The organism is Segatella copri (genome assembly GCF_019249795.2).
GTDB classification, from domain to species: domain Bacteria; phylum Bacteroidota; class Bacteroidia; order Bacteroidales; family Bacteroidaceae; genus Prevotella; species Prevotella copri_B.
On sequence record NZ_CP156891.1, the window covers coordinates 2,534,076 to 2,553,668 of the forward strand.

18 protein-coding genes and 5 tRNA genes are annotated in these 19,593 nt (G+C 43.0%); 19 read left to right on the forward strand and 4 right to left on the reverse strand.

Annotated elements, in window-relative coordinates:
* The first annotated feature begins 103 nt into the window (after window positions 1–103).
* Window positions 104–1,621 (forward strand): glutamate--tRNA ligase, encoded by a 1,518-nt coding sequence (gltX, locus tag KUA48_RS10605; protein WP_022122130.1) that lies wholly within the window; start codon window positions 104–106, stop codon window positions 1,619–1,621.
* Window positions 1,622–1,725: 104 nt separating this feature from the next.
* Entirely contained in the window at window positions 1,726–2,985 is a 1,260-nt protein-coding gene (locus KUA48_RS10610) for a 3-deoxy-D-manno-octulosonic acid transferase (protein ID WP_218432855.1), read from the forward strand.
* A 99-nt stretch (window positions 2,986–3,084) separates the two neighbouring features.
* Here the strand turns inward: KUA48_RS10610 and KUA48_RS10615 are convergent, their stop codons facing one another.
* The 4 genes from KUA48_RS10615 to KUA48_RS10630 form a co-directional block, all read right to left on the reverse strand.
* Window positions 3,085–3,609 carry a nitroreductase gene (locus KUA48_RS10615; protein WP_200756899.1) on the reverse strand — a complete coding sequence of 175 codons (525 nt, stop codon included), beginning with the start codon at window positions 3,607–3,609 and terminating at the stop codon, window positions 3,085–3,087.
* Between the two features lie 53 nt (window positions 3,610–3,662).
* The gene (locus KUA48_RS10620; protein WP_022122133.1) at window positions 3,663–4,865 is read right to left on the reverse strand and encodes a MalY/PatB family protein; all 1,203 of its coding nucleotides are present in this window, start codon (window positions 4,863–4,865) and stop codon (window positions 3,663–3,665) included.
* A gap of 263 nt (window positions 4,866–5,128) precedes the next feature.
* A complete protein-coding gene (locus KUA48_RS10625) occupies window positions 5,129–5,983 on the reverse strand; it encodes a DUF3737 family protein (RefSeq protein ID WP_218432837.1) in 855 nt (284 codons plus the stop codon).
* Window positions 5,984–6,204: 221 nt separating this feature from the next.
* Window positions 6,205–7,197 carry a malate dehydrogenase gene (locus tag KUA48_RS10630; RefSeq protein WP_118140326.1) on the reverse strand — a complete coding sequence of 331 codons (993 nt, stop codon included), beginning with the start codon at window positions 7,195–7,197 and terminating at the stop codon, window positions 6,205–6,207.
* 247 nt (window positions 7,198–7,444) lie between these two features.
* Between KUA48_RS10630 and KUA48_RS10635 the strand changes: the two genes are divergently transcribed.
* The 17 genes from KUA48_RS10635 (at window position 7,445) to rpoB (ending at window position 19,563) form a co-directional block, all read left to right on the forward strand.
* Window positions 7,445–9,232 carry an aminopeptidase P family protein gene (locus KUA48_RS10635; protein WP_218432836.1) on the forward strand — a complete coding sequence of 596 codons (1,788 nt, stop codon included), beginning with the start codon at window positions 7,445–7,447 and terminating at the stop codon, window positions 9,230–9,232.
* Window positions 9,233–9,368: 136 nt separating this feature from the next.
* Window positions 9,369–9,560 carry a 30S ribosomal protein S21 gene (gene rpsU, locus KUA48_RS10640; protein ID WP_006848852.1) on the forward strand — a complete coding sequence of 64 codons (192 nt, stop codon included), beginning with the start codon at window positions 9,369–9,371 and terminating at the stop codon, window positions 9,558–9,560.
* A gap of 80 nt (window positions 9,561–9,640) precedes the next feature.
* Window positions 9,641–10,525 (forward strand): site-specific tyrosine recombinase/integron integrase, encoded by an 885-nt coding sequence (gene xerA, locus KUA48_RS10645; protein WP_218432834.1) that lies wholly within the window; start codon window positions 9,641–9,643, stop codon window positions 10,523–10,525.
* A 23-nt stretch (window positions 10,526–10,548) separates the two neighbouring features.
* Window positions 10,549–10,848: a ribosome hibernation-promoting factor, HPF/YfiA family gene (gene hpf, locus KUA48_RS10650; protein WP_022122138.1), complete on the forward strand. Its 300-nt coding sequence runs from the start codon at window positions 10,549–10,551 to the stop codon at window positions 10,846–10,848.
* A gap of 99 nt (window positions 10,849–10,947) precedes the next feature.
* Window positions 10,948–11,021 (forward strand) — tRNA-Thr (locus KUA48_RS10655).
* 20 nt (window positions 11,022–11,041) lie between these two features.
* Window positions 11,042–11,123 (forward strand) — tRNA-Tyr (locus KUA48_RS10660).
* Between the two features lie 13 nt (window positions 11,124–11,136).
* A tRNA-Gly gene (locus KUA48_RS10665) sits at window positions 11,137–11,209 on the forward strand.
* A gap of 14 nt (window positions 11,210–11,223) precedes the next feature.
* Window positions 11,224–11,295, forward strand: a tRNA-Thr gene (locus KUA48_RS10670).
* A gap of 68 nt (window positions 11,296–11,363) precedes the next feature.
* On the forward strand, window positions 11,364–12,560 hold the full coding sequence (tuf, locus tag KUA48_RS10675; RefSeq protein WP_153072993.1) for an elongation factor Tu: 1,197 nt from the start codon (window positions 11,364–11,366) through the stop codon (window positions 12,558–12,560).
* A gap of 63 nt (window positions 12,561–12,623) precedes the next feature.
* Window positions 12,624–12,696: transfer RNA gene (locus tag KUA48_RS10680), tRNA-Trp, on the forward strand.
* A 16-nt stretch (window positions 12,697–12,712) separates the two neighbouring features.
* Window positions 12,713–12,901 (forward strand): preprotein translocase subunit SecE, encoded by a 189-nt coding sequence (gene secE / locus KUA48_RS10685; protein WP_006848848.1) that lies wholly within the window; start codon window positions 12,713–12,715, stop codon window positions 12,899–12,901.
* Between the two features lie 12 nt (window positions 12,902–12,913).
* A complete protein-coding gene (gene nusG / locus KUA48_RS10690) occupies window positions 12,914–13,456 on the forward strand; it encodes a transcription termination/antitermination protein NusG (protein WP_006848847.1) in 543 nt (180 codons plus the stop codon).
* Window positions 13,457–13,514: 58 nt separating this feature from the next.
* Window positions 13,515–13,955, forward strand: a complete 441-nt coding sequence (gene rplK / locus KUA48_RS10695; protein WP_006848846.1) for a 50S ribosomal protein L11 — start codon at window positions 13,515–13,517, stop codon at window positions 13,953–13,955.
* Between the two features lie 21 nt (window positions 13,956–13,976).
* The gene (rplA, locus tag KUA48_RS10700; protein ID WP_117586709.1) at window positions 13,977–14,669 is read left to right on the forward strand and encodes a 50S ribosomal protein L1; all 693 of its coding nucleotides are present in this window, start codon (window positions 13,977–13,979) and stop codon (window positions 14,667–14,669) included.
* An 18-nt stretch (window positions 14,670–14,687) separates the two neighbouring features.
* Window positions 14,688–15,206 (forward strand): 50S ribosomal protein L10, encoded by a 519-nt coding sequence (rplJ, locus tag KUA48_RS10705; protein WP_117586710.1) that lies wholly within the window; start codon window positions 14,688–14,690, stop codon window positions 15,204–15,206.
* Between the two features lie 56 nt (window positions 15,207–15,262).
* Window positions 15,263–15,640, forward strand: coding sequence for a 50S ribosomal protein L7/L12 (rplL, locus tag KUA48_RS10710; RefSeq protein ID WP_006848843.1), 378 nt, complete (start codon window positions 15,263–15,265; stop codon window positions 15,638–15,640).
* 110 nt (window positions 15,641–15,750) lie between these two features.
* Window positions 15,751–19,563, forward strand: coding sequence for a DNA-directed RNA polymerase subunit beta (gene rpoB, locus KUA48_RS10715; protein ID WP_022122142.1), 3,813 nt, complete (start codon window positions 15,751–15,753; stop codon window positions 19,561–19,563).
* Window positions 19,564–19,593: the final 30 nt, after the last annotated feature.

The window sequence follows — 19,593 nt, forward strand, 5'->3', positions numbered from 1 at the left end:
TTACTTATTTCGTTTTACAGTGCGAAAATACGAAAAAAAACGGCTAAAATCGCAAAAAAAGATGTAAATTTGCAGAAAAATTTGAAAATAGCTATAAAAAGACATGGCAGATAGAAAAGTAAGGGTGCGTTTTGCCCCTAGTCCAACGGGTGCATTGCACATTGGCGGTGTTCGTACCGCTCTGTATAATTATTTGTTTGCTCGCCAACATGGAGGTGAGCTGGTGTTCCGTATTGAGGATACAGATTCTCATCGTTTCGTGCCTGGAGCCGAAGAATATATCCTGGAATCTTTCAAGTGGCTGGGTATCCAGTTTGACGAGGGTGTAAGTTTCGGTGGAGAGCATGGACCTTATCGCCAGAGTGAACGTCGTGATATCTATAAGCAGTATGTTCAGCAGCTCCTGGATAATGATAAGGCGTATATTGCTTTTGATACTCCTGAGGAGTTGGAAGCGAAACGTGCCGAAATCCAGAATTTCCAGTATGATGCTCATACTCGTATGCAGATGCGCAACTCTCTGACTCTTTCTAAGGAAGAGGTTGATAAGCTGATTGCTGACGGAAAGCAGTATACTGTACGTTTCAAGATTGAACCGGGACAGGAAATTCACGTGAACGATATGATTCGTGGTGACGTGAAGGTTATGAGTGATATCCTGGATGATAAGGTACTTTATAAGAGTGCTGATGAATTGCCAACTTATCACCTGGCAAATATCGTAGACGACCACCTGATGGAAATCTCTCATGTAATCCGTGGTGAGGAGTGGTTGCCTAGTGCGCCTTTGCACGTACTTCTTTATAAGGCTTTCGGTTGGGAAGATACCATGCCTCGTTTTGCGCATCTTCCTTTGCTTCTTAAGCCTGAAGGTAAAGGTAAGCTGAGTAAGCGTGATGGCGACCGCCTCGGTTTCCCGGTATTCCCGCTGGAATGGCATGATCCTAAGACTGGCGAGGTTTCTTCCGGTTATCGTGAGAGTGGCTACTTCCCAGAGGCTGTAGTCAACTTCCTGGCTCTCCTCGGCTGGAATCCTGGTACAGAACAGGAAATCTTCTCTCTTGATGAACTGGTGAAGGCTTTTGATATTTCACGTTGCTCTAAGGCTGGTGCCAAGTTCGACTTCAAGAAGGGAATCTGGTTCAACCACGAATACATTCTGATGAAGAGCGATGATGAAATAGCTAACCTCTTTGCCCCTATTGTTGCCAACAATGGTGTAGAGGAAACTCTGGACCGCGTAAAGCAGGTGGTACACATGATGAAGGATCGTGTGAACTTTGTCTATGAACTGTGGCCATTGTGTTCTTTCTTCTTCATTGCTCCTACAGAGTATGATGCTAAGACAGCCAAGAAGCGCTGGAAGGAATATTCTGCACAGCAGATGACAGAACTTGCTGATGTGCTTGAAGGTATTGAGGATTTCTCTATCGAAGGTCAGGAACCTGTCGTGATGAAATGGGTAGAGGATAAGGGCTATAAGCTGGGTGATGTGATGAACGCATTCCGTCTGACTCTCGTAGGTGAGGGCAAGGGCCCGGGTATGTTCGATATCTCTGCCTTCCTTGGCAAGGAGGAAACTCTGCGCCGTCTTCGCAAGGCAATCGAAGTTTTGGGTTAATTCACAATAATTTCTCTCTGAATGGCTTTCTGCAGCATGTTGCTGAAGGCTATTCAGAGAGTTCACGTATTTATAGATAGTAACCAATATAAAGAAATATCATGATCTATAATATCGTAATATATTTCGTCCTTTGGGGCATAGCCATTGCAAGTCTGTTTAATGAAAAGGTGCGCAAGATGTGGCGTGGTGAGCGTGAGGCTTTCAAAATATTGAAGCAGAAGGTGGATCCTAACGCTAAGTACATTTGGTTTCATGCTGCATCGCTCGGTGAGTTTGAACAGGGACGACCTTTGATGGAACGTATCCGCAAGGACAATCCTCAGTATAAGATTCTGCTTACCTTCTATTCTCCTTCAGGTTATGAGGTGCGCAAGAACTATGAGGGAGCTGATATCATCTGTTATATGCCGGTGGATACTCGGTTGAACGCCATCCGTTTCCTTAGACTGGTACGTCCTGTGATGGCTTTCTTCATCAAGTATGAGTTCTGGTCTAATTTCCTTCATATCCTGAAGCATCGCAACATTCCTACTTATAGCGTGAGCAGTATCTTCCGCGAGGATCAGGTGTTCTTCAAATGGTATGGCAGAAGCTATGCTGGAGTGCTGAAGTGCTTTACCCGTTTCTTCGTACAGAACGAAGAGAGTAAGCGATTGCTCGAAGGTATCGGCATCACGGCTGTGGATGTGGTAGGAGATACCCGTTTCGACCGTGTTCTCCAGATAAAGGAGGCTGCCAAGCAATTGCCGATTTGCGAGGCTTTCAGAACAGGAGTGGCTTCATCTCAGTCTGCGGATGTACCTCATCATGATTTCAAGGTATTTGTTGCCGGTAGCTCTTGGCCACCAGATGAGAATATCTTTATACCTTTCTTTAATGAGCATAAGGATTGGCGCCTGCTGATTGCTCCTCATGTCATCGCTGAAGAGCATCTGAAGTTGATTCTTTCTCTGATAAAGGGAAAGAAGGTTGTGCGCTATACGCAAACAACTCCTGAAGAAGCAGCGGAGGCTGATGTCTTGGTCATCGATTGTTTCGGATTGTTGAGCAGTATGTACAACTATGGTGATGTGGCTTATATCGGTGGTGGCTTTGGTGTAGGTATTCATAACACCTTGGAGGCTGCCGTATGGAATATGCCGGTTATCTTTGGTCCGAACAATAAAAAGTTTCAGGAGGCTCAGGGCTTGCTGAAATCGGGTGGAGGTTTTGAAATCAATACCTATGAGGATTTCTCAGGTTTGATGAGTTCTCTGATGAATGATGAGACCTTCCTGAAACAGGCTGGCGATAAGGCTGGCACCTTCGTGGCTCATTTGGCTGGCGCTACTGATAAGGTCTTGGCAAGTGTAAAGTTGTAATAGCTTCATTATATACATATATAAAAAGGTCTCATGAATGTTTTCCTTCATGAGACCTTTTCTTGTAAATGTATGTGCCGTAAACCAGGCATCCTGCCTTTATTTGATAATGCGGTAGTAATCCTCTTTTCTTGGTTTTACGGTATGAGGATGCGAAGAAGCATAACCCAAGGCTAAGGCACCGATACCCATCAGCCCTTCTGGAAGATTCCAGTCCTTCATCAGCTTCTTGCCTTCTTCTGATGCAAACATGCCGTCTTCACGGTTAATCCAGCAAGATGCAAGGCCGATAGAGTGGGCAGCAAGCATCATATTGCCTAAGATAAGGCTGCCATCTTTCACACCGTTAACGTTGCTTTCTGGTGCCAGAACGATTACGATGGTTGGCGCCCCATAGTAAGGATCGCTTTCTACACCCATGATTTCTGCGTTCATCTTGCGAAGCTGGGCGCAAATCTCAGGATTCTGAACGGCAATGATGAAAGGCTCCTGGGTTCCATGACCTGTTGCTGCCCATGTGCCGGCTTCCAATACCGTCTTCAACTCTTCGTCGGTAATCTGATCTGCCTTGAAGCGACGAATACTTCTTCTCTCCTTAATGGCTTTCAAAACTTCATTTTCCATCTTATCTTGTTTTAAACATTTTATTTAGAAATCTTTTCTCTTTCTTCGCTCTTTTATGCAGGGCATCCGCTTAAATCCTCTTCATCCATATACTGGCTGAGAACTCGTGCGATGCGAATCAGACCCTGCATCAGGGTCTTGCGAGGACAGGCGATGTTGAGGCGCAGGTAGCCCTGACCAGCCTTTCTGCCATACATCGTACCACTGTTGACGAATACCTTACCATCGTTCATCAGCTTTTCATAAGCCTCGTCGCTTGACAGTTCGAATGGCAGGATATCGAGCCATACCAGGTAGGTGCCTTCAAGGCGGGTAACGCGAACTTGTGGCAATTCGGTATTGAAGAATTCCTTTACTGCCTGATAGTTCTCGTAGAGATATTGGTTCAATTCATCCAACCATTCTTCTCCCTCATTGTAAGCTGCCTGGAGAGCGATAACGCCGAATGGGTTTACGTCACAAACCTCGTTGATGTTGATGGCACGGTTGATGCGGCGGCGCAATGTTGCATCCGGACAGATAATGTTGGCTATCTGAAGTCCTGCAATATTGAATGACTTTGATGGAGAATTCAATACTACGCAGTTGTCGCGGCAAGCTTCGCTGATGCTGGCAAATGGAGTATACTGATAGCCTGGCATGATGAGCTCGCAATGAATTTCATCTGCGATGACCTTTACCCCGTGCTTGAGACAGATGTCGTTCATTCGCTCAAGTTCCTCTTTCTTCCATACTCTTCCGGCTGGATTGTGAGGATTGCAGAGGATGAAGGCTGTGGTCTTCTCATCGGCACATTTGCGCTCGAAGTCTTCGAAATCTATCTCATAAGTGCAGTTGCCCACGCGTTTCAGTTCGTTTTCTACTACTTCGCAGCCGCTGTTTGTAATGCAGGAGAAGAAGCAGTTGTAGACAGGTGTCTGTACCAATACCTTTTCGCCAGGCATGCAGATGGCTTTCAGACAGCAGGAAATGGCTGGTACAACGCCTGAAGTATAGAGAATCCAGTCTTTCTCTATCTTCCACTGGTGGCGGCGGGAGAACCAGCTGATGATAGCCTCGTAATAAGAATCAGGTACGAGGGTATAGCCGAAGATGCCATGAGCTACACGCTTCTGCAGGGCTTCGATGATGCAGGGAGCTGTCTGGAAGTCCATATCTGCTACCCACATCGGAATAACGCCGTCTTCCTTCACCAAATCCCATTTGTATGAGTTGGTTCCACGACGTTCGATGATTTCATCAAAATTGTATTTCATATTTGTTTTCTATCTATGTTGTTTCTTCTATCTATATAGGATAAATCTCTTATTTATATAGGATGATTCTCTTTTTCTCCTAATTGAAATCTTCGTTCATAGACTTTGAATCTCCGTTCAAAGACATTGAACGTACATTCAAAGCTTTTGAACGGCCGTTCAGTGTCTATGAACGGAGATTTCAGTTAAGTGTAAGAATAATTAGTTATGGGAACAATAAGTAATTTACTTGATTGTTGTCATTTCTGTAATTACCTCTTAAACTATTTCGATTTATCTGTGATTTCACATACACCCTTTGGCGCTTTGGCAAACTCAGTATATGTTACGCTTCCCACTTCGTCTGCCTCGATTCTTCCGGAGATAGGGTTCTTGATATTGGTGATACTTCCCTTGATCTGTGCATCGATGTTGGTGCAATCCTCGAAGGCACGGTCGCATTCCTTATCAAAGGTGCAATCCTCCAGAGTTACATGGTCCATGTAGCAGAGAGGCTGCTCGCCGCTGATGTGGCAACGTACGAACTTGATGTTCTTGCTGTGCCAGGCCAGATACTCGCCATTCAGTTCCGAATCATAGACGGTTACATTCTCGCACTCCCAGAAACTGTCCTTGGTTGTAATCTTGGCGTTGTGAATCTCCACGTTGCTGCAGTATTGGAATACATATTTAGAGTCGCTCTCAAGTCCGTCTACATAGATATTCTTGGAGAACATGAATGGATAGGTTCCATCGTGGAGTTTTACGTTCTTTAGTTTCAAGCCATCTACCTTCCAGAAAGTCTCGTCTGCATCCGTGATGTTTACGTTCTCCAAATCCAGATTCTTCATTTCGCGGAAGAACTTAGGCCCATCGATGGTGCAGTCTTTCATCACCATATTATCACTATACCAGATGGCTGAGCGGCTTTCTGGGGCGAAGTAGCAGTCTGTGATAAGGGAACCGTCCACATGCCACCAAGGGTATTTGCCATAAAACTTGGAATGGTGGCATTCTATGTTTTGGCAGCACTTGATGCCCGATTCGCCATCTGTAATCGTAATATCTTCTAAACGTACATCGTGAGCACCGAAAAGAGGGCGCTCGCCCCCGAATGATTTGTTCTTTATCAATTCCATAATTTTCTATTATCCTTTTTTTATTTGTTATTTCTGTGTGCAAAATTACAAAAATAATACCAAACTCGTATAACCTGATTTACATAAAAATGTAACGATATGGCGTATTTGGGGATAAATGGTCGCTATAGGGGAAAAATAAATGAAAAAAGGCTGAATCATGAAGCATTTTCACGATTCAGCCCTTATCGAGTTAACTTCTAAAAATCCGAAGCGGAGAATTACAAGTTAGGGTTCATCTCTTTCCACTCAGCTACTGGAGGAACGATGCCGAGCTCTACGATCTCATCGCGCATCTTGCAAAGGTGCTCGTAAGACTTCTGGAGGCTAGCGAGCTCTTCCTCAGTACCTGTAGGCTCTGTGAAGTGAACACCAGTCTTGTCGATAGTAGTAGGCATAGCCATCATTACGTTCTTGAAACCGAGCTTGTCGTGGTTTACATAGCAACCTGCTGGCAATGTGAACTTCTCGCCACCCATAGCAGCCTCGATCATCTTAACTGCGTTGTAAGCTGGGCTCTGGAATGAAGAACGGCCGCGGAGCTTGATGATGTTAGAACCACCCTGTACTGTGTGGTGCTTGATCTCTTCCCAACGCTCGTCAGAAAGACCCATCTCTGCCAATGGCTTGCCGTCAACCTTAACCTGAGAAGCAAATACAGCCATCTGCTCGCCGTGACCACCATAAGTGTGAGCGCCAGTAACCTTATCCTGCTGTACACCGAACTCGAGGGCCAAAGCCTGCTGCAGACGAGTAGAATCGAGAGCTGCGAGTGATGTCAACTGGTTTGGCTTCAAACCAGAGTGGATAAGTGCAGTAAGAGCTGTAACGTCAGCTGGGTTGAAGATAACAACTACGTGCTCAACCTCTGGGCAGTACTTCTTGATGTTGTCACCAAATTCAGCAGCAATCTTGCAGTTGCCCTTAAGAAGATCCTCACGAGTCATACCCTCCTTACGAGGAGCACCACCAGAAGAAATGATATATTTAGCACCAGTGAAAGCCTCCTCTGGGTTAACAGTATAAGTTACGTTAACACCTGGGAATGCGCACTGCTGAATCTCATCGAATACACCATGTACACCTGGCTCGAAGATATCATAAAGACAGATGTTTGGAGTAAGACCGAGCATCAAAGCGCTCTGTACCATGTTAGAACCGATCATACCGCCTGCACCGACGATAACGAGTTTGTCATTTGTTAAAAAATTCATAACTACAATTCTTATTTAAATGTTTATAATCTTTTTCTCCTGAAAAATAGCGGAATGTATCTGGAATAAAGTTTGTAAAACTCCTTCTTTTTACTTTCCGACCGCAAAATTAATAAAAAGTAATGTAAATCGTGCATATTTTTGCGCTTAAATTTGTTGTTAATTCTTAAAAATGTTATCTTTGTAATCTCTAATTAGCAAAATGCATTATTTGGAGTTAAGTTAAACATTAAATTGCATAACAATTATGAATGAAATCGAATTACGTTTAGCTAGATTGAGGGAGTTGATGAAGCGTGAACATCTTTCTGCTTTCATCTTTCCTAGTACAGATGCTCATCAGAGCGAGTATGTTGCCGACCATTGGAGAGGAAGAGAGTGGATCTCTGGTTTTAACGGGTCGGCTGGTACTGCTGTCGTTACAATGAAATCGGCTGCTTTATGGACTGACTCCCGCTACTTCCTGGCTGCGGAAGAACAGTTGGAAGGTACTGAATATCAGTTGATGAGGCTGAAAATGGAAGGTACGCCTACTATCGCAGAATGGTTGGGAAAAGAATTGCAGGATGTACAATCTCCTGAGGTTGGACTTGATGGCATGGTCAACTCTTATAATTATGTTAAAGATTTAAGCTATTCTCTCCGTAAACTCGGTGGAATTACGCTTAGAACGAATTTGGACCCTTTGGATCAGATTTGGGAGAATCGTCCTTCGCTTCCTGCAAATCCTGTAGAAATTCAACCATTGGAATATGCTGGAGAGACGCTAGCCTCTAAAGTGGCCCGTATCCGTAAGTCTTTGAGAGAACTTCATGCAGATGGTATGCTCGTTTCTGCTTTGGATGATATTGCTTGGACTTTGAATCTTCGTGGTACAGATGTTCATTGCAATCCTGTATTTGTAAGTTATTTGTTGATTGAAAGCGATAAAGTTTCTCTTTTCGTGGATGATAATAAATTATCTCCTGAAGTAAAACAGTATCTTCAAGACAATCAGGTTTCTCTCTATAAATATAATAAGGTGGAAAAATGCCTTGAATCATATTCGGAATATAATATCCTGTTAGATGGAGATGAAACGAGCTATTATCTGTGGAAAGCTGTAAAATGCCAGGAAATTGTTGCTGCTGGTTCTCCTATTCCGGCTATGAAGGCTGTGAAAAATAAAGCAGAAATAGAGGGCTACCGTAGTGCAATGCTTAAAGATGGTGTTGCTATGGTTAAGTTCTTGAAGTGGCTGAAACCTGCTGTTGAGGCTGGCGGACAAACAGAAATTTCCATTGATGAGAAATTAACATCGCTACGTGCCGAACAGAAACTGTTCAGAGATATTTCTTTTGATACGATTGCCGGCTATGCGCAGCATGGAGCAATAGTCCATTATGAGGCAACTCCTGAAACAGATGTCGTTCTGAAACCGGAAGGCTTGATCCTGATAGACTCTGGGGCTCAATACCAGGATGGTACTACTGATATTACCCGTACCATAGCCTTGGGGGCCGTATCTGAAGAGATGAAGCATATTTATACCTTGGTTCTGAAAGCGCATATTCAGTTGGAATTGGTTAAATTCCCCGATGGTGCATCAGGAACACAGTTGGATGCTGTAGGAAGAGAGTGTATGTGGCGTGAAGGATATAATTTCTTGCATGGTACAGGCCATGGAGTAGGTTCGTATCTCTGTGTGCACGAAGGCCCTCATCAAATAAGAATGGAGTGGATGCCTACACCTTTGAGAGCTGGAATGACCTTGACTGATGAGCCTGGTTTGTATCTGGCAGGTAAGTTCGGCGTAAGAATAGAAAATACGGTGCTGATTTCAGACTACATGTCTACTGAGTTCGGTAAATTCCTGCAGATAGAGCCTCTTACTCTTTGTCCTATAGATACCACTCCTATAGATGTTGATATGTTGTTGCCTGAAGAGATTGACTGGCTCAATGCTTATCATCATTCAGTTTATGAAAAATTGTCTCCTTTCCTTGATGAAGAGGAGAAAATATGGCTTGAAAATGCTACAAAACCCATAAAATGAACATTTTAGAGTAAAAAGTTGAAGAAAAACTTGGTAGTTTGATAAAATAGATGTAATTTTGCACCCGCAAATTGTGGCATTGCCATATTTCGCATTGAATAACATAAGTTTAACATAATAAATTAAAAGCAAAAAAATGATTATTGTACCAGTTAAAGACGGTGAGAACATCGAGAGAGCTCTCAAGAAGTTTAAGAGAAAATTCGAAAAGACAGGTGTTGTTAAGGAGCTTCGTGCTCGTCAGCAGTATGACAAGCCTTCTGTTTTGAAGCGTCTCAAGATGGAACACGCCATCTACGTACAGCAGTTGCGTGCAAACGAGGAATAAAAGTAAAAAATCCTCAAAAAATTTGGTAGTTTAAAATAATTTTCGTAACTTCGTTGCCGAAATGAAAAAGGTACGACGTTATGTTGAGTATAGATAAGTTCTTGGAATATTTGCGCTCTGAACTGAACAGGTCGCAGAGGACGGTAGAAAACTATCGCGAAGATTTGAAACTCTTTGAGCAGTATGCTAGGAACTTGTCTGAATCCTTCACTTGGGAATCTGTTGATTCTGATATGATTCGCAACTGGATGGAGCATATGATAGATGCAGGAAATAAGGCAACCTCGGTTAATCGCCGGTTGAGTGCTTTGAAAATGTTCTATCGGTTTGCTTTAGTCAGACATTATGTGGAGTCGGATCCCGCTCATAGCCTCAAAGGACCTAAGGAGAGTAGACCGCTACCTCAATTCTTGAAAGAAAATGAGATGGATGAGCTGCTTGACAGGAAAATGTGGGGCGATGATTATAATAATGTACGCGCACGTACTATTATAATATTGTTCTATGAGACGGGAATGCGATTGTCAGAGTTGATAGGACTTGATGTTGACGATGTGAACTTTATCAAAAAAGAGATAAAGATTACGGGTAAGGGAAACAAACAACGTATAGTTCCTTTTGGTAACGAGCTTAAAAATGCTCTTTCGGAATATTTGGCTCTAAGAGCACAAAGGGTGATGGTTAGGTCTGGAGCTCTTTTGCTTGCGGATAAGGGCGGACGGATGAGTCCGGTTCAAGTCAGAGAAATCGTGAAGGAGAACCTCGCAAGGGTTTGCTCGTTGAAAAAGAACAGTCCGCACGTGTTGAGGCATACGTTTGCTACTGCAATGTTGAATCATGGTGCAGGAATTGAAAGTTTGAAAAGACTGTTAGGACATGCGAAACTCTCGACGACCGAGATTTATACGCATACAACGTTTGAACAGTTGAAACGAGTTTATATTGAAGCCCATCCTCGGGCGTAACCTTTTAAAAAATGGAGGTAACTATGGAAATTAAGATTCAGTCGATTCACTTCGACGCTACCGAGAAGTTACAGGCGTTTATCGAAAAGAAAGTCGCCAAGTTAGAAAAAACTTTTGAAGATATACAGAAAGTAGAGGTGCAATTAAAGGTCGTGAAGCCTGCTACTGCCTTGAATAAGGAAGTTCATCTGGAAGTTGCTGTCCCTGGAACCAAGTTGTTCGTAGAAAAGACATGTGACACTTTTGAGGAAGGAATTGACCAGGCAGTGGACTCAATGAAGGTTCAATTGACCAAATTTAAAGAAAAATCAAGGAATCGATAAAAAAAACTCGAAAAAATTTTGTTGATTCAAAAAATAGTTGTATCTTTGCAGCCGTTTTCCGGTAGATGGAAATTTAGCCGTATTGCGGTTGTAAAGATTGCCTCTTTAGCTCAGTTGGCCAGAGCACGTGATTTGTAATCTCGGGGTCGTTGGTTCGAATCCGACAAGAGGCTCAGAAAAAAAAGAAAAGTTTGGGTAGTTACCAGAGTGGCCAAATGGGGCAGACTGTAAATCTGCTGGCTATGCCTTCGGTGGTTCGAATCCATCACTACCCACTTTCTTTGATAAGCGGAAATAGCTCAGTTGATAGAGCACTAGCCTTCCAAGCTGGGGGTCGCGGGTTTGAGCCCCGTTTTCCGCTCAATTTATTAACTTGCTGTAATAGCTCAGTGGTAGAGCACTTCCTTGGTAAGGAAGAGGTCCTGAGTTCAACTCTCAGTTACAGCTCTATCGTTCTAGATGCTTAGGATGGTAGAGGAACAGATTATTCATTTATATAAATAAAAAGAAAAGCTATGGCTAAAGAAGAATTCGTGCGTACCAAACCGCATGTTAACATTGGTACAATTGGTCATGTTGACCATGGTAAGACTACTCTGACCGCTGCTATCTCTAAGGTATTGAACGAGAAGCTCGGTACAACTGAGGCAGTTAAGTCATTCGATCAGATTGATAATGCTCCTGAGGAGAAAGAGCGTGGTATCACTATCAACTCTGCTCACATCGAGTATGAGACAGCAAAGCGTCATTATGCACACGTTGACTGTCCTGGACATGCTGACTATGTAAAGAACATGGTTACTGGTGCTGCTCAGATGGATGGTGCAATCTTGGTTTGTGCTGCTACTGATGGTCCTATGCCACAGACACGTGAGCACGTACTTCTTGCACGTCAGGTAAACGTACCTCGCTTGGTTGTTTTCTTGAACAAGTGTGATATGGTTGATGATGAGGAGATGCTTGAGCTCGTTGAGATGGAGCTTCGTGAGATCCTCGAGCAGTATGGTTATGAGGAGGATACTCCAATTGTACGTGGTTCTGCTCTCGGTGCTTTGAACGGTGTTGAGAAGTGGGTTAAGTCTGTTGAGGCTTTGATGGATACAGTTGATGAGTGGATTCAGGAGCCAGAGCGCGAGATTGATAAGCCATTCTTGATGCCTATCGAGGATGTATTCTCAATTACAGGTCGTGGTACTGTTGCTACAGGTCGTATTGAGACAGGTCGTTGTAAGGTAGGTGACGAAGTTCAGTTGCTCGGTCTTGGTGAGGACAAGAAGTCAGTTATTACTGGTGTTGAGATGTTCCGTAAGATCCTTGCAGAGGGTGAAGCTGGTGATAACGTAGGTTTGCTTCTCCGTGGTATCGATAAGGCTGAGGTTAAGCGTGGTATGGTAGTTGTACACCCAGGTGCTATTACTCCTCACGATCACTTCAAGGCTTCTATCTATGTATTGAAGAAGGAAGAGGGTGGCCGTCACACTCCATTCGGTAACAAGTATCGTCCTCAGTTCTATCTCCGTACTATGGACTGTACAGGTGAAATCAAGCTTCCTGAGGGAGTTGAGATGGTAATGCCTGGAGATAACGTAGAGATTGAGGTAGAGTTGATCTATAAGGTTGCTTTGAACGAGGGTCTTCGTTTCGCTATCCGTGAGGGTGGTCGTACAGTAGGTTCTGGTCAGATTACAACAATTCTCGACGATATCAAGTAATTTAGATTTATCTAATTTGCTATATATATCAGACTCCCCTCCTAAGGGAGCGGGAGTCTTTCTACGGGTTTAGCTCAGTTGGTAGAGCACTGGTCTCCAAAACCAGGTGTCGAGGGTTCGAGCCCTTCAACCCGTGCTAAATAGAAGATAATATGAATAAAATAGTAAATTATTGCAAGGCATGTTACGATGAACTTGCGCATAAGACTACTTGGCCATCACGTGCCGAACTTACTCATAGTGCAATGGTTGTATTATCTGCTTCCCTAGTCATTGCACTTGTTGTGTTCGCGATGGATTCTATTTTCAAAGCCTTTATGGGTGTAGTTTATCCAGGTTAATTTTTTAAGGAAATGGCAGACGCAGGAAATAAATGGTATGTGCTTAAAGCCGTTAGTGGTAAAGAAGCTAAGGTGAAAGAATACATCGAAGCTGAAATGAAGCACAATGATTTACTAGCAGCAAATGTTTCTCAGGTGTTGATTCCAGTTGAGAAGCATGCAACTGTGCGTAATGGAAAGAGAGTCGTTAAAGAAAAGGTCTCTCTTCCAGGTTATGTTTTTGTGGAGGCCAAACTGAAGGGTGATGTAGCGCATACGTTGCGTTTCCTCCCTAATGTTTTGGGTTTCCTTGGAGGTTTGGATGAACCAACGCCAGTTCCACAGCGCGATATCAATCGTATGCTGGGTTCTGCAGAGGAGACTGAGTTTGAGGAGAATCTTGATTGTCCTTACTTGGTTAATGATACCGTTAAGGTTATGGAAGGTCCATTCAGTGGTTTCAGCGGAATCGTTGAAGAGGTTAATGCTGAAAAGCATAAGCTGAAAGTTACGGTTAAGATTTTCGGACGTAAAACTCCGTTGGAATTAGGTTTTATGCAAGTAGAAAAGGAATAGGATTCTGTTACGAGATTGTTATTCCTTATAAGTTTCAATTTTAAATATTAACAAAGAAATGGCTAAAGAAGTTGCTGGATTAATCAAATTACAGATTAAAGGTGGCGCTGCGAATCCTTCACCTCCAGTAGGACCTGCATTGGGTTCTAAGGGTATTAATATTATGGGATTCTGCAAGGAATTCAACGCCCGTACCCAGGACAAAGCAGGTAAAGTGTTGCCAGTAGTTATTACTTATTATACTGACAAGTCTTTTGATTTTATTATCAAGACTCCACCTGCTGCAGTTCAATTGAAAGAGGCTGCCAAAATCAAGTCAGGTTCTGCTCAGCCTAATCGTCAGAAGGTTGCTTCTCTTACTTGGGATCAGGTAAAAGTAATCGCTGAGGATAAGATGAAGGACTTGAACTGCTTTACTGTAGAATCAGCTATGAAGCTCATCGCTGGTACTGCAAGAAGTATGGGTATTACTGTAAAAGGGGACTTCCCTGGTAAATAATTTAAAACTTCAATTAGAAAAATGAGTAAACTGACAAAAAATCAAAAATCAGTAGCTGATAAGGTTGAAGCAGGGAAGGCATACACATTGAAGGAGGCTTCAGAGTTGGTAAAGGAAATTACCACTACCAAGTTTGATGCATCTCTTGATATTGATGTACGCTTAGGTGTTGATCCACGTAAGGCTAACCAGATGGTTCGTGGCGTTGTTTCATTGCCAAACGGAACAGGTAAGGTTACTCGTGTGCTCGCACTCTGTACTCCTGATCAGGAAGCTGCTGCTAAGGAAGCAGGCGCTGATTATGTAGGTCTTGACGAATACGTTGAGAAGATTAAGGGTGGTTGGACAGATATTGATGTCATCATCACAATGCCTTCTTGTATGGGTAAGATTGGTCCTTTGGGTCGTGTACTCGGTCCTCGTGGTTTGATGCCTAACCCTAAGAGTGGCACTGTAACTATGGATGTTGCTAAGGCAGTAAAGGAAGTTAAGCAAGGTAAGATTGACTTTAAGGTTGATAAGGCTGGTATTATCCATACTTCAATCGGTAAGGTTAGCATGACTCCTGAGCAGATCTATGGAAATGCTAAGGAATTCATCAACACAGTTATCAAGCTGAAGCCTGCTGCTGCTAAAGGTACATATATCAAGAGTATCTTTATTTCTAGCACTATGAGTAAGGGTATCAAGATTGATCCTAAATCAGTTGAATAACTCTAAAAGTTTTGTAAAATGAAGAAAGAAGTTAAAGATACTATTATCGCTGAACTTGGACAGAAGTTGCAGGAGTTTCCTCATTTCTATCTTGTAGATGTTACAGGATTGAATGCTGAGAAGACAAGCGCACTCCGTCGTAAGTGCTTCCAGAGCGAGATTAAGATGGTTGTTGTTAAGAATTCCTTGCTTCACAAGGCGTTCGAGGCTTCAGATATCGATTTCTCTGAGCTCTATGGCTGCTTGAAGGGTACTACTGCTGTAATGTTTGCCAATACAGCTAATGTACCAGCTAAGTTGTTGAAGGAATATGACAAGGAAGGTGTTCCAACACTGAAGGCTGCTTATGCAGAGGAAAGCTTCTACGTTGGCGCAGACAAACTTGCAGAACTTTCAGCTCTCAAGAGCAAGAACGAAGTTATCGCAGAGATTGTTGCTTTGCTCCAGTCACCTGCAAAGAACGTTGTTTCAGCTCTTCAATCAGGAAGCAACACTATTCATGGTGTGCTTAAGACATTGGGCGAGCGTCCTGAGTAATCAATCACAATGTTATCATTAATTATAGTATAAACAAAAATAAAATTTAGAATAAAATGGCAGATATCAAAGCTATTGCAGAAGAGTTAGTAAATCTTACTGTTAAGGAAGTTAATGAGTTGGCAACAGTCCTCAAGGACGAGTATGGTATTGAGCCTGCTGCTGCAGCTGTAGCTGTAGCTGCTGGTCCTGCTGCTGGTGGTGCAGCTGCAGCTGAGGAGAAGTCTACATTCGACGTAGTCCTCGCTGAGGTTGGTGGCGCTAAGCTCCAGGTTGTAAAGGCTGTTAAGGAGGCTTGTGGTCTCGGTTTGAAAGAGGCTAAGGATCTCGTAGACGGTGCTCCTTCTACAATCAAGGAAGGTGTAGCTAAGGACGAGGCTGAGAACCTTAAGAAGGCTATCGAAGAGGCCGGTGCTAAGGTAGAGCTCAAGTAATTAGAGTAATACATTTTTTATATAAATGGTTAGGATTCTCCAAGTAGGTGAGTCCTAACCTTTTTGTGTCTTTTATTATATTATTAATAAAACCCATTTAATAACTTCTAATGGCTACAAAAATTGTTGATAACAGAGTAAATTTTGCCAGCGTGCATAATCCGTATCCATATCCGGATTTCCTCGATGTGCAGTTAAAGTCTTTCAAGGACTTCTTACAGTTGGATACTCCGCCTGAGGAACGCAAGAATGACGGTTTGTATAAGGTGTTCTCTGAGAACTTCCCTATTACCGATACACGTAACAATTTCGTTCTTGAGTTCTTGGATTACTATATCGACCCTCCTCGCTATTCTATTGATGAGTGTTTGGAGCGTGGTCTTACATATAGTGTACCTTTGAAGGCTAAGATGAAACTGTATTGTACTGATCCTGATCATGAGGATTTCGGTACATTTATTCAGGATGTGTTCCTTGGTACTATCCCATATATGACCGATAATGGTACTTTCGTGATTAATGGTGCTGAGCGTGTTGTTGTTTCTCAGCTTCATCGCTCTCCTGGTGTGTTCTTTAGCCAGGGTGTTCATGCAAATGGTACCATGCTTTATTCTGCTCGTATCATTCCTTTCAAGGGAAGCTGGATTGAATTTGCAACTGACATTAACAATGTAATGTATGCATATATCGATCGTAAGAAGAAGTTGCCTGTAACCACATTGTTGCGTGCTATTGGTTACGAACAGGATAAGGATATTCTTCAGATTTTTGATCTCGCCGAGGAGGTGAAGGTTAACAAGAAGAATATGAAGGCTGCTATTGGTCGTAAGCTTGCTGCTCGTGTTTTGAAGAGTTGGAATGAGGACTTCGTTGATGAGGATACTGGTGAAGTAGTATCTATCGAGCGTAATGAAGTAATCATGGAGCGTGAGACTGAACTTACTGCTGATAATATTGAGGAGATTGTTGAGAGTGGAGCGCAGACTGTTCTGCTTCATAAGGATGAGGAAGCTGCCAACAAGTTTACTATTATCTTCAATACTTTGGCAAAGGATCCAAGTAACTCTGAGAAGGAAGCTGTTAACTATATCTATCGTCAGTTGCGTAATGCTGATCCTGCAGATGACGCAAGTGCACGTGAGGTTTTCCAAAACCTGTTCTTCTCGGATAAGCGTTATGATCTGGGTGAGGTAGGTCGTTATCGTATCAATAAGAAATTGAATCTTGATACTGACATTGATGTTCGTGTCTTGACTAAGGAAGATATTATTGAGATCATTAAATATCTTATTCAGCTGATCAACTCTAGTGCAACAGTTGACGATATCGACCACTTGTCTAATCGTCGTGTTCGTACTGTAGGTGAGCAGTTGGCTAACCAGTTCTCTATTGGTTTGGCACGTATGACCCGTACTATCCGTGAACGTATGAATGTTCGCGACAATGAGGTGTTTACTCCAACTGATTTGATTAATGCTAAGACAATTTCTAGTGTTATCAATTCTTTCTTTGGAACTAATCCATTGTCACAGTTCATGGACCAGACTAACCCTCTGGCTGAGGTAACTCATAAGCGTCGTCTTTCTGCCTTAGGTCCTGGTGGTTTGTCTCGTGAGCGTGCCGGTTTCGAGGTTCGTGACGTACATTATACACACTATGGTCGTCTTTGTCCTATTGAGAGTCCTGAAGGTCCAAACATCGGTTTGATTTCTTCTCTCTGTATGTATGCAAAGATTAATGATCTTGGTTTTATTGTTACTCCTTACCGTAAGGTGAATGATAGCAAGGTCGATATGGCTAATGAGGATGTTGTATACTTGACAGCTGAGGATGAAGAGTCTAAGATTATCGGTCAGGGTAATGCGCCTTTGACTGTTGATGGTTCTTTCATTCGTGATGTAGTAAAGTGTCGTCAGGATGCTGATTATCCTGTTGTAGGTCCGGATCAAGTTGATTATGTTGACGTCTCTCCACAGCAGATTGCTTCTGTATCCGCAGGTTTGATTCCATTCTTGGAGCATGATGATGGTCACCGTGCGTTGATGGGATGTAACATGATGCGTCAGGCTGTACCATTGCTTCATAATGATGCACCAATAGTTGGTACTGGTCTTGAGAAGCAAGTTTGTGAGGATTCACGTACTATGGTTACTGCAGAAGGTGAGGGCGTTATCGAATATGTTGATGCTACAACTATCCGTATCCTTTACGATCGCACAGAAGACGATGAGTTTGTAAGCTTCGAACCAGCTTTGAAGGAGTATCGTATTCCTAAGTTCCGTCGTACCAACCAGAATATGACCATCGACTTGCGTCCTATCTGTAATAAGGGACAGCGTGTAAAGAAGGGTGATATCCTGACTGAGGGTTATGCGACAGAAAACGGTGAGTTGGCTTTGGGCCGTAATTTGCTTGTAGCTTATATTCCTTGGAAGGGTTACAACTATGAGGATGCTGTTGTTATTTCTGAACGTATGGTTCGTGATGACGTATTGACATCTGTACATGTTGACGAATACTCTCTTGATGTCCGTGAAACTAAGCGTGGTGTAGAGGAATTCACATCTGATATCCCTAATGTCAGCGAGGAAGCTACAAAGGATCTTGATGATAATGGTATCGTGCGTGTTGGTGCAAGAATTGAACCAGGTGATATCATGATTGGTAAGATCTCGCCTAAGGGTGAAAGTGATCCTTCACCAGAAGAGAAGTTGCTTCGCGCTATCTTTGGTGATAAGGCTGGTGATGTGAAGGATTCTTCATTGAAGGCAAATCCATCATTGAGCGGTGTTGTTATTGACAAGAAGTTGTTCTCTCGTGCTATCAAGACCCGTGAGTCAAAGAAGCAGGATAAGATTATTCTTGCTAAGATTGATGAGGAGTATGAGGCAAAGGGTGATGACTTGAAGGATATCCTCGTAGACAAGTTACTTACGCTTACAGAAGGTATGACTTCTGAGGGTGTTAAGGATTATACAGGTGCTGAGATTATCACCAAGGGCAGTACCTTTACTGCTACAGCCTTGAAGAATTTGGAGTATGATGGTGTTCAGTCTAATAAGTGGACTAAGGATGAGCATACCAATGGCTTGATTCAGAGACTTATTATGAACTATATCCGCAAGTATAAGCAACTTGATGCTGAATTAAAGCGTCGTAAGTTTGCTATCACTATTGGTGATGAACTTCCATCAGGTATTCTTCAGATGGCTAAGGTATATATTGCTAAGAAGCGTAAGATCCAGGTTGGTGATAAACTTGCCGGTCGTCATGGTAATAAGGGTATTGTGTCTAAGGTAGTTCGTTTGGAGGATATGCCATTTATGGCTGACGGTCGTCCTGTTGATATGGTATTGAATCCATTGGGTGTGCCTTCACGTATGAATCTTGGTCAGATATTCGAGTGTATCTTGGGTGCTGCAGGTAAAAAGTTGGGTGTAAAGTTTGCTACTCCTATCTTTGATGGTGCTAAATTGGATGATCTCTCTGAATGGACAGATAAGGCAGGCTTGCCACGTTTCTGCTCTACTTACCTTTATGATGGTGAGACAGGAGAGCAGTTTGACCAGCCAGCTACTGTTGGTATGACTTACTTCTTGAAGTTGGGTCATATGGTTGAGGATAAGATGCACGCTCGTTCTATCGGTCCATACTCTTTGATTACACAACAGCCACTTGGTGGTAAAGCACAGTTTGGTGGTCAGCGATTCGGAGAGATGGAGGTCTGGGCTATCGAGGCATTCGGTGCAAGCCACGTTTTGCAGGAGATCCTGACTGTTAAGTCAGATGATGTTGTAGGACGTAGCAAGGCATACGAAGCAATCGTAAAGGGCGATCCAATGCCAACTCCTGGTATTCCTGAGTCACTTAACGTATTGCTCCATGAGCTTCGTGGCCTTGGTTTGAGCATCAAACTTGATTAATTTTGAGAACCCCTAATTTATATATAGAAA

Coding starts and splice junctions, on each gene's coding strand:
- gltX (WP_022122130.1), top strand. CDS start 104: ATGGCAGATAGAAAAGTAAGGGTGCGTTTTGCCCCTAGTCCAACGGGT.
- KUA48_RS10615 (WP_200756899.1), bottom strand. CDS start 3,609: ATGGAAAATGAAGTTTTGAAAGCCATTAAGGAGAGAAGAAGTATTCGT.
- KUA48_RS10620 (WP_022122133.1), bottom strand. CDS start 4,865: ATGAAATACAATTTTGATGAAATCATCGAACGTCGTGGAACCAACTCA.
- KUA48_RS10625 (WP_218432837.1), bottom strand. CDS start 5,983: ATGGAATTGATAAAGAACAAATCATTCGGGGGCGAGCGCCCTCTTTTC.
- KUA48_RS10630 (WP_118140326.1), bottom strand. CDS start 7,197: ATGAATTTTTTAACAAATGACAAACTCGTTATCGTCGGTGCAGGCGGT.
- KUA48_RS10635 (WP_218432836.1), top strand. CDS start 7,445: ATGAATGAAATCGAATTACGTTTAGCTAGATTGAGGGAGTTGATGAAG.
- rpsU (WP_006848852.1), top strand. CDS start 9,369: ATGATTATTGTACCAGTTAAAGACGGTGAGAACATCGAGAGAGCTCTC.
- xerA (WP_218432834.1), top strand. CDS start 9,641: ATGTTGAGTATAGATAAGTTCTTGGAATATTTGCGCTCTGAACTGAAC.
- hpf (WP_022122138.1), top strand. CDS start 10,549: ATGGAAATTAAGATTCAGTCGATTCACTTCGACGCTACCGAGAAGTTA.
- tuf (WP_153072993.1), top strand. CDS start 11,364: ATGGCTAAAGAAGAATTCGTGCGTACCAAACCGCATGTTAACATTGGT.
- secE (WP_006848848.1), top strand. CDS start 12,713: ATGAATAAAATAGTAAATTATTGCAAGGCATGTTACGATGAACTTGCG.
- nusG (WP_006848847.1), top strand. CDS start 12,914: ATGGCAGACGCAGGAAATAAATGGTATGTGCTTAAAGCCGTTAGTGGT.
- rplK (WP_006848846.1), top strand. CDS start 13,515: ATGGCTAAAGAAGTTGCTGGATTAATCAAATTACAGATTAAAGGTGGC.
- rplA (WP_117586709.1), top strand. CDS start 13,977: ATGAGTAAACTGACAAAAAATCAAAAATCAGTAGCTGATAAGGTTGAA.
- rplJ (WP_117586710.1), top strand. CDS start 14,688: ATGAAGAAAGAAGTTAAAGATACTATTATCGCTGAACTTGGACAGAAG.
- rplL (WP_006848843.1), top strand. CDS start 15,263: ATGGCAGATATCAAAGCTATTGCAGAAGAGTTAGTAAATCTTACTGTT.
- rpoB (WP_022122142.1), top strand. CDS start 15,751: ATGGCTACAAAAATTGTTGATAACAGAGTAAATTTTGCCAGCGTGCAT.